The sequence below is a fragment of the Agrobacterium sp. DKPNP3 genome (genome assembly GCF_052686535.1).
In genome coordinates, this window is record NZ_JBQYSN010000120.1 from 1 (window position 1) to 11,588 (window position 11,588).

An 11,588-nucleotide genomic window follows, 5' to 3' on the forward strand; every position below is an offset into this window, starting at 1 on the left:
ACGCCACGAGGCTGGCGCGACAGCAGCAGGTGCGGGTGTCGGGGCTGGCGGCTGCGGCTGGCCGGTGCCGAAGATGGAACTGAGAAAGCCGCCCTGTGCTGCGGCCTGAGGGGCAGGATTGGCGCTTTCCAACGCGTGGATGCGCTCTTCGAGCTGCTTGATATGGGCTGCCGCCGCCTCCAGACCCTTTTCCTGAACGATTACCGCCTGAGCAAGATAATAGGGAGCTGCGGGCTGATCGCGCACGGCGTCTGCGATCAATGTTTCCGCCTCGCGGTCCCGCGGGGTGGCGGATGCGGCCTTGGTTCTTTCGAACAGGCCCTTGAGAAGCTGGCTTTCTTCCGGTGACATATGCTGCCTCCTTACCGTGAAGCGTAAATCCACGATAAGGAGGTAGGCCACAATTTTGGCTTTTCAAAGCGGTCCGAATTTTAAATTTCGGTAATGATCCTCAGCCGCCGAAGGCGAGCGAGAGGCCCGCAATCGCCGTCAGCGCGCCAACCGTGCGGCTGGCGACCGGGCCGAAGCGGGCGATGCCGAGACCGAGCGCGATGCCGGCTAGATGCAGGATGGCGGTGGCGATCATGAAACCGACGCCGAATTGCAGCGCGCCGGCGCTGCCGAGTTCGCCACCATGCGCGTGACCGTGGAAAAGGGCGAAGGCGCCGACGATGGCTGCCGCCGCCGCCGTAGGGAGCCTTGCCGCCATGGCGACCAGAAGGCCAAGGCCGATGACGGAGGCGAGAATGGCGGGTTCGACGAAGGGAAGGCCGATGCCGTAAACCGCCATCAGGAAGCCCACGGCCATGGTGCCGACAAAGGCGGTGGGCACGATCCACAGCGCCTTGCGGTCATTGCGGGAAAAGGCGATCTGTGAAGCCCAGATGCCGACAGCCACCATCGCCAGAATGTGATCCGCACCGAAAAAGGGGTGCGAAACGCCGGCCATGAAGGAGCCGTGTTCTTCCGGGTTCAAATGCGCGAAAGCGGGCAGGGTGGTAAGGCCGAGCGCGGCAGCGGCAAGGCTTAGTCTTTTCAGCATGGTTCCCTCTTAAGATTATCGCCGCCCATCTGCTGTCTTGGGTTCCCGCAGCGTGCGGCACTGCAATGAGACGCCGACGATATCGCGAAGACGAACGAGCTGTCCATGCGTCATCTGCCGGGGGTGCTGTTTATTGTTCGGGCGCGAACCTTGTCTTTTTTGCTCATTGCCTTACGTAACAAGTCGCACTATGTCCGAAGGGCATGCACGAATTTTGCTGGAGAGAGCCGTTGATGAACGAAGACGAAGACGACAAGAGCAAGGAACTGCCGATCGGCAAGGAAACGGAAGCGAATCTTTTCAAGTCGCGTTCGATCTTCATCTATGGTGGCATCACGCAGGAACTGGCGCAGAAGGTCTGCACGCAGCTCGTGGCCCTTGCCGCCGCCAGCGACGACGACATTCGCGTTTACGTCAATTCGCCGGGCGGCCATGTCGAATCGGGTGATTCCATCCACGACATGATCAAGTTCATCAAGCCGAAGGTCTATATCATCGGCACGGGCTGGGTCGCTTCCGCCGGCGCGCTGATCTATGTTTCGGTGCCGAAGGAACGGCGCCTTTGCCTGCCGAACACCCGCTTCCTGCTGCACCAACCCTCCGGCGGTACGCGTGGCATGGCATCCGATATCGAAATCCAGGCCCGCGAAATCATCAAGATGAACCAGCGCCTGATCAAGATCTTCTCCAAGGCCACCGGCCAGAGCGAAGAAAAGATCGCCAAGGACATCGATCGCGATTACTGGCTGAGCGCAGAAGACGCCAAGGATTATGGCCTCGTCGGCAAGATAGTCGAGAGCCAGTCGGAACTTTGATCTTCTGACTTTCCGTTGAAAAAAGCCCGTGCCGATGAGAATCGGTGCGGGCTTTTTCCATTCAGGCTGGTGTCATTTCATCGTGTCACAGGCCTTCATCATGTCCGCTTTCTTCATCTTGTTCATGTCCATGCCGGCCTTGTGCATGCAGTCCTTCTTGCTGGTCATCGACATCCCATCCTTTTTCATGGTCTCCATTTTCATGGTGTCGCTCTGCGTGGCGTCTTTTGTCATCCCGCCGGTCTTCATGCCGTCGGCATGGACGCTGCCTGCGAAGGACAGCGCGGAGAGTAGGGAAGTGGCAGCAATGGCGATCAGGGTGCGGGTCATGAAGGATCTCCTCTTGAAGTCGTTGAATGTCCGCCGGCAATGCGCCGCGGTTCACGATCATCCATTCGGACAGGACCGGCTGCTCGTTACATCTTCACGCGCTTGTGACGCAAAGTTCGGGCGAGATTTTTTTCAAGCCATTATGTAACAATAGTTTGCCGATGCCGAATAACCCCATAGTGACGATGACAGGCAGCCCTTCGGAAGAGACACTCAAATTGCTGATGCTGCGTTCTCTTGATGGGGACGAAGGCGCCTACAGGCATTTGTTGCACGCGTTGAGACGACTGCTGGTCGCCTATTACGGGCGACGCATGGCCGCCGCCTCCAGAGCGGATGTCGAAGATCTTGTTCAGGAGACTTTGTTGTCGCTTCACGCCAAGCGGGCGACCTATGACCGTGAAAGACCATTCACTGCGTGGTTTTTCTCGATAGCGCGCTACAAGCTCATCGACCACTATCGTGGCAGGGGCGCGCGGGCGCTTACAGAGGTCGAACTCGATGAGTCGCTTGAAGCCGAGTCCTCCGTTGACGCCGTCACGGCTCGCATGGATGTGGAGAGGCTGCTGGACGCGCTACCGGAGCGGCAAGGCGATCTCATTCGACGGGTGAAAATCGAAGGTCAGTCAATTGCCGAAGCGGCGGCGAAATCCGGGCAGACGGAGCTTGCGGCAAGGGTTGGCATTCACAGAACGCTGAAAGTCCTGGCGGCAAAATTGCGGGGGGACAGGTGAGAAAGACGGAAGACATCATCGAGAAACTTGTAAGCAATCTTAAGCCCGTCCCGGCTTTTGCGCTCAAGCGCCGATTTGCAATTGCGGCCCTGTCGGCGCTTGGCGTTTCGCTCGTGCTGATGCTTGCCATTCTCGGCCCTCGCAGCGACATGAACGACGCCGTGACCGAGCCGGGTTTCTGGGTTAAATCCGCCTACAACGCCCTGCTGGCACTGACCGCGTTTTTCGCCGTCATTCGCCTTTCGCGGCCCGATGGCGAACGGGGTTACGTGTTTGTTTGGCATACGCTGATTTTTGTTGCCATGGCGGTGACTGCGCTTGTGCAACTGGGCTTTGCCGTGCCGGGCACCTATCGCACCCTTATTCTCGGCTCATCCGCACTGCACTGCCCGTTCTTGATCGTTGGTTTTGCGTCTCCCGTGTTTCTCGCGAATTTCGCGGTTCTGCGCCGTTCGGCGCCCGCTGACCCGACGCTTGCGGGATTTGTCGCGGGCGTTGCCGCCGGCGCGGCCGGGGCATGGGTCTATTCATGGTTCTGCACCGAAAACGGCATGGCTTTCGTGCTGATCTGGTATTCGCTAGGCATTCTCCTGACCGGCATCATCGGTTCCATTGCAGGCTCGCGCCTGCTGCGCTGGTAAGGGCGTACCTGTTCGCCCGTCGAGCATCTTGCCAGCGGATGGGTTTTTTGATCTTCAGAATAAACAGAAGATCCAGGAACCGCCATGCTGAAAGATTTTTCCGTCCAGAGCCTGTTCATGGGCTGCCTCACCGCTTTTGTCGGTTTTGCCAGTTCCTTCGCCGTTGTGCTGCAGGGCTTGAAAGCGGTCGGCGCAACCGATTTCGAAGCTGCGTCCGGGCTGATGGCGCTTTCGGTGGCGATGGGGATTTGTGCTATCGTCCTCTCCGCCGCGACACGGCTTCCCATCAGCATCGCTTGGTCGACCCCGGGGGCCGCGCTGCTGGCGACGACCGGTGTGATCGAGGGCGGATTTCCGGCTGCCGTCGGCGGCTTTATCATCTGCGCCATCCTGATCGTCATTGCCGGCCTGTTCCGGCCACTTGGAAAAGCGGTCGCTTCCATTCCTGCGCCGCTTGCCAATGCCATGTTGTCGGGTGTCATCATTGGCCTTTGTTTTGCACCGATCAAGGCAATCGGTTTTAATCCCGCGCTCGGCTTGCCGATTATTCTGGCCTGGATCATCGTCGGCGCTTTCAAACGGCTGTTTGCCGTGCCCGCGGCGCTCGCTGCTTTCGTGCTCGTCATGATCTTCGGCGTCGATATTCCCACGGGCGCGTTCGATAGCGTCGCACAGTCGCTGACGCCGCCGATGGAATGGGTGACGCCGGTCTTCAGCCTCCACGCCATCGTTTCCATCGCGCTGCCGCTCTTCATCGTGACGATGGCCTCGCAAAATATTCCCGGCATCGCCGTCCTGAAGGTCAATCATTACGACCCGCAGCCCGGTCCGCTTTTCGCGGCAACCGGTTTCTTCTCGCTGCTGTCGGCGCCTTTCGGGGGCCATGCGGTCAATCTGGCCGCCATCACGGCGGCCATGTGCGCCGGGGAAGATGCCCATCCCGATCCGAAACGCCGCTACTGGGCGGCGATTATCGGCGGCGTTGGATATATCGTCTTCGGGTTGCTGGCGGGTGTGGTGACAGCCTTCGTCGCGCTCGCGCCGCCCGTCCTCATTCAGGCGGTGGCGGGGCTGGCGCTGGTCGGCGCCTTTTCCGGCTCGGCGGTCGCTGCTTTCAAGGAGCCGGAAACCCGCGAGGCGGCGGCCATCACCTTCCTCATCACCGCCTCCGGCCTTTCCTTTGGCGGCGTTTCCGGGGCCTTTTGGGGGCTGATCGGTGGCGGGTTGATGATGGCGTTGCAGCGAGTGGTGAAGCGTGGTTAAATAGTGGAAATGGTATAGTTTTTATATTATATTCTTATGGAATTTGAATTTGATCCGGCCAAGAGCGCCGGCAATAAAGACAAGCACGGGATTGATTTTGTCGATGCCCAGGCGTTGTGGCACGATAAATTCGGTTTGACCGTTACCGCGCTGGGCGTTGGTGAGGAGCGGTTTGCGCTCATCGCTCTTTTCGGCGACAAATTATGGCTGGCGGTGCATACGCTGCGCGGTGGCCGTATTCGAATCATCTCCGTTCGGCGCGCCCGCGAGTTAGAGAGGCACCATTATGAAGACAATAAGCGCAGAAGAATTCGACAGGATGGCTGATGATGGCGAGGACATCGGTGAGTATCTCGACTGGACAACGGCGCGGCATCTGAATATCGAGCCCAAGCGTGTCAATATCGATTTTCCGACATGGGTCGTAAACGACCTCGATAATGAGGCTCGGAGACTTGGTGTGACCCGGCAGTCGCTTGTCAAATTGTGGATCGCGGAAAGGCTTGAGATTGGCCGACACGCAAAATAAGCCTGCACCGCACAAGATCACTTGTCAGACCGCCAGCCGCTGTTTATACACATCGCCATGAGCAACAGCATCGCAACAAGTTCCGGCATAAGCGCGCAGATTTCTGCGAAGGCCTTGCCGTGCGGTGCACTCTCGCTTCTTAGCCTCGACCTTACACGCGGTTGCCGGGTCCAGTGAGGAGCGCCCGGCGGCCGAAAGCCCGCTGGTGCAAACGCTCCTCATCTCGAAATCTCATTTTATACTGGATTTAGGCCCCCAAGGGCCGCGCACCCGCCGATGGCTTGAAGAAGCCCGCGGATGGCGCAAGGAGGAAGCGACATGGACGCCAAGACCACCACTATTTCAAAGGGCATGACCGACGCGAGCGTGAAGTATCGCCCTTATCCCACCATCAATATCCCCGATCGTACCTGGCCTTCAAAGACCATCACCAAGGCGCCGATCTGGTGTTCTGTCGACTTGCGCGACGGAAACCAGTCGCTGGTCAACCCCATGGGTCATGATCGCAAGGCGCGCATGTTCAAGCTGCTCTTGGAAATGGGCTTCAAGGAAATCGAGATCGGTTTCCCTTCCGCCTCGCAGACAGATTTCGATTTTGCCCGCTGGTGCGTGGAAGAGGGCAATGTGCCTGACGACGTTTCCCTGCAGGTGCTGGTGCAGTGCCGGCCGGAACTGATCACCCGCACGTTCGAAGCGCTGGAAGGCGCCAACCAGCCTATTATCCATTTCTACAATTCCACGTCGGAATTGCAGCGTCGCGTGGTGTTCGGCAAGGATGTGCACGGCATCAAGCAGATCGCCGTCGATGCGGCCAAGATGATCACCGACATGGCGGCCAAGGCCGGCGGCGGGTACCGCTTCGAATATTCGCCCGAGAGCTTCACCGGCACAGAGCTGGAAGTGGCGCTGGAAATCTGCAACGCCGTGGTCGAGGTGGTGAAGCCGACGGCGGACAACAAGCTGATCCTGAACCTGCCGTCGACGGTGGAAATGGCGACGCCGAACATCTATGCCGACCAGATCGAATGGATGTGCCGCAACATCGACAACCGCGAAAACGTCATTATCTCGCTGCATCCCCACAATGACCGTGGCACGGGCATCGCGGCGACGGAGCTGGGCCTGATGGCGGGTGCTGACCGCGTCGAAGGCACGCTGTTCGGTAATGGCGAGCGCACGGGTAACGTCGACGTCGTGACGCTGGCGCTGAACATGTATACGCAGGGTGTCGATCCCGAACTGGATTGCCGTGATATCGAGCGCATCAAGGCGGTCTACGAATATTCCAACGAGATGACGATCCCGGAGCGCCATCCTTACGTCGGCGAACTGGTCTATACGGCCTTTTCCGGCTCGCATCAGGATGCGATCAACAAGGGCATGAAGGCGATCAAGGTTGCCAACCACCCGGTGTGGGAAGTGCCCTATCTGCCGATCGACCCGAAGGATGTAGGACGTTCCTACGAAGCGATCATCCGCATCAATTCGCAATCCGGCAAGGGTGGCATCGCCTATATCCTCCAGCAGGATTACGGCATCAACCTGCCGCGCAACCTGCAGGTGGAGTTCCGCGAGGATATTCAGCGCATCACCGACGAAGAGGGTGTCGAGCTGCCGGCCAAGCGCATCTATGAGCGCTTTATCGAACGCTACGTGACGCAGCCGAATGCACGCCTCAAGTTCGTCGATCACCACACCTATCCGGCCGGCGATTTCAAGGGCGTGCGGATTGTTGCCGCCGAAATCACCGATAATGGTGAGGTGAAGCGTATCGAGGGCAAGGGCACCGGCCCGATCGATGGCTTCATCAATGCGCTGTCGGTTTATCTCGGCATCGATCTCTCAGTGAATGATTATTCCGAGCATTCGTTGCAGCACGGCTCGAATGCGTCGGCCATCGCTTATGTCGAGATGGAGCATCCAGGCGGTAAGCTGTTCGGGGCCGGGGTGAATACGAATATCGTGGCGGCGTCGCTCGAGGCGATTGTTTCTGCGGCCAACCGGGTGCTGGAAGAGCGGGCGAAGTAAGCTTGCGTTGAGGGTGGGGGCTACCCCTCTCTGTCCTGCCGGACATCTCCCCCTCAAGGGGGAGATCGACTCGTGGCGAACTTTCTGTCATCTCGACCTTGGCAAACGAGGCTATGGTCGTGCTTACTGCTGATCTCCCCCCTTGAGGGGGAGATGCCCGGCAGGGCAGAGGGGGGTAGCCCCAACCTCCTACCTCTCAATCCTCCGGGCTCTGCTCCGCCGGCCGCGAGAACCCGAGCGGCCGCCCGTTTTCGTAAAATACCCTGATATCCTCAAGCGAGACACCCGTCGCCGTTTCATTGAGGCTATGTCGTTCGCAGGTAACGTTCCAGGTGCCGGGACCCCCGGAAATGTTAAAGAGATTATAGGCCGCGCGCGGTTTTTCCCCACCCGGGCCCTGGCTTGCAGACGCGATGCCGACGACCGGAATGTGGTCTTCCCCGTGATGCGTATTCAGCCAATAAACCGTATTCAAATGCGTATGACCATGCAGCACGAGTTCCGCACCGCCAACACCGAGGGCGGCCGCGAAACGGCGAATACCGATCATACGCTTGTGGGTGGCGGCGGCGCCGCGGATCGGCGGATGATGAATCATCACCACGCGGAACAGCCCCTGCTCCCCCGCCTTCTTCAGCAGTTCCGCCGTAGCGCGCGCCTGCCGGTTGCCGAAATAGCCGGTGGCCGAGAAAGGTGGCGTGGCAATCGAGGTGGAACAGCCGATCAGCGCGACGGGGCCGCGCACGCGCATATAGGGAAAAATCTTGCGGTCGTCGTCCCACGCGGCGGGGTCGCCATCGCCGCGGACATAGGGATACCAGGCCTGCATGGCCTTGTCATGCGCACCGGATACATAGGCGTCATGATTGCCGGGAACGACGGAGGTTTTCTCTGGATCGCCCACTTCCTCCAGCCAGTCCGCGGCGGCGCGGATTTCGATGCCGGTCGCAAGATTGACGAGATCGCCGGTGATAGCCAGATGGTCCGGCGATTTAGTCTCGAGATCGTCGAGCAGCTTTTCCAGCGTATCGGTGAAGAGATGCTTGCGGCGGTTGCGATGCCAGTTGACGAAACCGGTAATCCGTTTCGATGCAAGTTCCCGGAAAGTGAGTTTCGGCAAAGGCCCCAAATGGACGTCTGAAATATGCGCAAGTTTGAACATGGCGGGAGAGATAACCTATGATATGCCGCACGTCCAACAAAAGCCTGCCGACGGGGAGAAACCAGAGTGAGTGATGAAACAATGCGGCGGGATGCCCGCCCGTTCCACACACGCCTGCTGATCCGCTTTCTGCATTTCGTTTTTCTGTTCACGCGCGGTGCAACGCTGGGGGTGCGTGCTGCCTGCTATGACGAAAAGGGCAGGATTTTTCTGGTGCGGCATACCTACTTGCCCGGCTGGTACCTGCCGGGGGGTGGGGTGGAGCGGGGTGAGACCCTGCTTTTGGCGCTTCACAAGGAAATCCGTGAGGAAGGCAATCTCGAGGCAGCCTCCAAGCCCGAGCTTTTCCACGTCTACCTCAATCTGGAAGGCAGCAACCGCGACCATGTCGCGCTTTACCGGCTGGATGTCACCCAGACACAGCCGAAAAAGCCCGATCACGAAATAGTTGAGAGCGGCTTTTTCGATCTGTCAGAGCTGCCGGAAGGAGTAACACCGGCCACCCGCCGCCGGCTCGCTGAACTCGCCGGGGAAGAAGCGCCGGCCGACCATTGGTAGCGACGTTTTAATCCCTCAAGACAGGGCCTCGCGGCCGTGCGCCAATGTCAGGTCCAACTCCGGACCGACAGGCACGATACCGGTCGGGTTGATGGTGCGATGGCTGCGGTAATAGTGTTCCTTGATGTGTCTGATATCGACCGTCTCAGGCACGCCCGACGTCTGATAAAGATCGCGCAGATAGGCCGTCAGATGCGAATAGTCGTGGATGCGGCGGATGTTGCACTTGAAATGGCCGACATAGACGGGGTCGAAACGGACGAGTGTGGTGAAGAGCCGCCAGTCCGCTTCCGTCTGCTCCGCGCCAAACAGGAATCTTTTATCCTTCAGGCGATCTTCCAGCATATCCAGCGTCTCGAACACCTTCACGGCATTCTGCTGATAGGCATCCTGTGTCGTGGCGAAACCGGCCTTGTAGACGCCGTTGTTGACGGTGTCATAGATGACGTCATTCAGCGCATCGATCTCGGCGCGCAGCGCCTCTGGATAATAATCCGCGTCCGATCCCGTGAGCCCGTTGAAGGCCACATTGAACATGCGAATGATTTCCGCCGATTCGTTGGAGACGATGGTGCCGCGCTTTTTGTCCCAGAGGACCGGCACGGTGACGCGCCCGGAATATTTGGGATCCGCCTCGGTATAAACCTGCCACAAGGTGGAAAAACCGAAGAGATGGTCTTCGGTCGCGCCCGGTGTGCGCTCACCTTCCGGCCGGAATTCCCAGCCGTTCTCCAGCATCAACGGATCGACGACGGAGACGAAAATCAGGTTTTCCAGCTTTTTCAGCTTGCGGAAAATCAGGGTTCGATGCGCCCATGGACAGGCCAGCGACACATAGAGGTGGTAACGATCTTTCTCTGCCGCGAATCCGCCTGCTCCGGAAGGGCCAGGCGCGCCGTCCGCTGTCACCCAGTTGCGGAATTGCGAGGCACTACGCTTGAAGTGCCCCTTGGTTTCCTTGGTGTCGTACCAGACGTCTTTCCATACGCCTTCCACGAGCATGCCCATGATGATCTCCTTGGTTGTTTTCTTGGGGCCGATCCTACCCGGTTCACGGGCGGGCGCGAACCCGCAAGGCATTGAACAATGCGTTTCCGTCTCGCATAACGGGAATGGCATCGCGCGGCGATTTGTTCTGGACGGGTCGTTATTTTCCTGATAATTGCGATTTTCACAAATCTGAGGAAATTTTTGATTATGATCGAACCACGGATGCTCCGACGACGCTGACGCTCCTGAACGCCCTAACCGGCGCAGCCGTCATCTATTGTCGCATCCGCATTCTGGAAGTTTCGGTCTCTTCATGTCCAAGCACGATCTTGTCTACCTCACCGAGGACGCGTCGCACGACGCCATCATCGAAGTCATCAACGAAGAAGCTTTTGGTCCCGGCCGGCACACCCGTGCGGCAGCGCGCATTCGCGAGCAGGGGCCCCATGACCGGTCGCTGTCCTTCGTCTGCGCCGATGATGGCGAGACGATTGCCTCGGTGCGCATGACGCCGGTTCTGGCCGGTGGCGTGAAGGGCCATATGCTCGGGCCCCTTGCCGTTCGGCCTTCGCACAAGAACAAGGGCATCGGCCGGGAACTCGTCCGGATCGCTATTGCGGCGGCAAGGCGGAAGGGTTCCGAGGCTGTGATCCTGATTGGCGATCCGCCCTATTACATGCCGCTCGGTTTCGAGAAGGTCGCTTATGCGGCGCTTGATTTTCCGGGTCCTGTCGATCCGAACCGGGTTTTGGTCGTGCCGCTGGGTGATGATGTGCACCAGCGGCTGAAAGGCAAGATCGGCTGGCGCAAATGCGAGGCCGTGATGCCGGCTGCAGCGGCTGAAGATGAGGGTTTTGAGGAGCCGCTCAGGGTTTACGGTTGAGAGTTTCCGAAGGTGCTTTGTGCTTTTTTAGCGCAGCGTAAAACCGCGTCATTGCGACCTTGAGCCGGAATCCAGCCAGCCCAAGTCTTTGGGCTGAAAGGATTGTTCCCACGGCGCAAACGCGCCGTGACTGGATGCCGGATCAAGTCCGGCATGACGGAAGGGGCGTTGCGCGCTATGGCAAACATCGAGACTGCCGTGCACCTCTCCTTGTGTGGTAAGTTCTTCTTCCGCTAGCCTGTTTCGAAACAACGCGTCTCCCTCCACAGAATTCAATTCCGTTTCCTTCCCCCATGCGATAGCTAGGGAAAGTCGATTTCTGCAAGGGGGCGGGCATGACGGCAATCACCATGAATGATGCGCTGGAGCGCGCGGGCGCAGGCGCCTATCAACGGCGGCTGATGGGTATTTTCGGCCTCGTCTGGGCGGCGGATGCCATGCAGGTTTTGGCTGTCGGCTTCACTGCCGCCTCGATTGCGGCAACCTTCGGCCTGACGGTGCCGCAGGCGCTGCAAACCGGGACGGCGTTCTTTTTCGGCATGCTTTTAGGCGCTGCCGGTTTCGGTCGGCTGGCGGACAGATATGGCCGTCGCCGTGTGCTGATCGTCACCGT

14 protein-coding genes and 1 pseudogene are annotated in these 11,588 nt (G+C 59.0%); 10 read left to right on the forward strand and 5 right to left on the reverse strand.

The genetic code is table 11. The features are described from left to right. Both ACUTJJ_RS22625 and ACUTJJ_RS22630 read right to left on the reverse strand, forming a co-directional pair. Positions 1 to 351: DUF2076 domain-containing protein (locus tag ACUTJJ_RS22625; RefSeq protein WP_445543499.1), on the reverse strand; the 351-nt coding region annotated here is incomplete at its 3' end. Positions 352 to 451: 100 nt separating this feature from the next. Further along, positions 452 to 1,042: a HupE/UreJ family protein gene (locus ACUTJJ_RS22630; RefSeq protein ID WP_296068710.1), complete on the reverse strand. Its 591-nt coding sequence runs from the start codon at positions 1,040 to 1,042 to the stop codon at positions 452 to 454. Positions 1,043 to 1,275: 233 nt separating this feature from the next. Between ACUTJJ_RS22630 and ACUTJJ_RS22635 the strand changes: the two genes are divergently transcribed. Beyond that, positions 1,276 to 1,857, forward strand: a complete 582-nt coding sequence (locus tag ACUTJJ_RS22635; RefSeq protein WP_063950712.1) for an ATP-dependent Clp protease proteolytic subunit — start codon at positions 1,276 to 1,278, stop codon at positions 1,855 to 1,857. A 72-nt stretch (positions 1,858 to 1,929) separates the two neighbouring features. Here ACUTJJ_RS22635 and ACUTJJ_RS22640 read toward each other — a convergent pair whose 3' ends face one another. Continuing rightward, positions 1,930 to 2,187: a pentapeptide MXKDX repeat protein gene (locus tag ACUTJJ_RS22640; RefSeq protein WP_445543500.1), complete on the reverse strand. Its 258-nt coding sequence runs from the start codon at positions 2,185 to 2,187 to the stop codon at positions 1,930 to 1,932. Positions 2,188 to 2,405: 218 nt separating this feature from the next. On the opposite strand from ACUTJJ_RS22640, the gene ACUTJJ_RS22645 reads away from it, so the two are divergent. The 6 genes from ACUTJJ_RS22645 (at position 2,406) to leuA (ending at position 7,382) form a co-directional block, all read left to right on the forward strand. Then, the gene (locus tag ACUTJJ_RS22645) at positions 2,406 to 2,921 is read left to right on the forward strand and encodes a sigma-70 family RNA polymerase sigma factor (protein ID WP_445543506.1); all 516 of its coding nucleotides are present in this window, start codon (positions 2,406 to 2,408) and stop codon (positions 2,919 to 2,921) included. Continuing rightward, positions 2,918 to 3,562: an NrsF family protein gene (locus ACUTJJ_RS22650; RefSeq protein WP_445543501.1), complete on the forward strand. Its 645-nt coding sequence runs from the start codon at positions 2,918 to 2,920 to the stop codon at positions 3,560 to 3,562. The genes ACUTJJ_RS22645 and ACUTJJ_RS22650 overlap by 4 nt, the downstream gene beginning before the upstream one ends. Before the next feature lie 84 nt (positions 3,563 to 3,646). Beyond that, on the forward strand, positions 3,647 to 4,825 hold the full coding sequence (locus tag ACUTJJ_RS22655) for a benzoate/H(+) symporter BenE family transporter (protein WP_445543502.1): 1,179 nt from the start codon (positions 3,647 to 3,649) through the stop codon (positions 4,823 to 4,825). Positions 4,826 to 4,861: 36 nt separating this feature from the next. Then, entirely contained in the window at positions 4,862 to 5,152 is a 291-nt protein-coding gene (locus ACUTJJ_RS22660; RefSeq protein WP_445543503.1) for a BrnT family toxin, read from the forward strand. Further along, entirely contained in the window at positions 5,112 to 5,354 is a 243-nt protein-coding gene (gene brnA, locus ACUTJJ_RS22665) for a type II toxin-antitoxin system BrnA family antitoxin (RefSeq protein WP_004443014.1), read from the forward strand. Before ACUTJJ_RS22660 ends, brnA begins: the two co-directional genes overlap by 41 nt. Positions 5,355 to 5,672: 318 nt before the next feature. Then, positions 5,673 to 7,382 (forward strand): 2-isopropylmalate synthase, encoded by a 1,710-nt coding sequence (leuA, locus tag ACUTJJ_RS22670; RefSeq protein WP_063950708.1) that lies wholly within the window; start codon positions 5,673 to 5,675, stop codon positions 7,380 to 7,382. Between the two features lie 196 nt (positions 7,383 to 7,578). Here leuA and ACUTJJ_RS22675 read toward each other — a convergent pair whose 3' ends face one another. After that, entirely contained in the window at positions 7,579 to 8,544 is a 966-nt protein-coding gene (locus ACUTJJ_RS22675; protein WP_445543504.1) for a metallophosphoesterase family protein, read from the reverse strand. Between the two features lie 81 nt (positions 8,545 to 8,625). Here ACUTJJ_RS22675 and ACUTJJ_RS22680 point away from each other — a divergent pair, with 81 nt between their 5' ends. Then, on the forward strand, positions 8,626 to 9,102 hold the full coding sequence (locus tag ACUTJJ_RS22680; protein ID WP_371417881.1) for an NUDIX domain-containing protein: 477 nt from the start codon (positions 8,626 to 8,628) through the stop codon (positions 9,100 to 9,102). A gap of 15 nt (positions 9,103 to 9,117) precedes the next feature. On the opposite strand, the gene ACUTJJ_RS22685 is transcribed toward ACUTJJ_RS22680, so the two are convergent. Further along, the gene (locus ACUTJJ_RS22685; RefSeq protein ID WP_445543505.1) at positions 9,118 to 10,110 is read right to left on the reverse strand and encodes a glutathione S-transferase family protein; all 993 of its coding nucleotides are present in this window, start codon (positions 10,108 to 10,110) and stop codon (positions 9,118 to 9,120) included. A 295-nt stretch (positions 10,111 to 10,405) separates the two neighbouring features. Between ACUTJJ_RS22685 and ACUTJJ_RS22690 the strand changes: the two genes are divergently transcribed. After that, the gene (locus ACUTJJ_RS22690) at positions 10,406 to 10,975 is read left to right on the forward strand and encodes a GNAT family N-acetyltransferase (RefSeq protein WP_404496159.1); all 570 of its coding nucleotides are present in this window, start codon (positions 10,406 to 10,408) and stop codon (positions 10,973 to 10,975) included. A 335-nt stretch (positions 10,976 to 11,310) separates the two neighbouring features. Beyond that, positions 11,311 to 11,588 (forward strand): annotated as a pseudogene (locus tag ACUTJJ_RS22695) (MFS transporter); the annotation flags it as partial.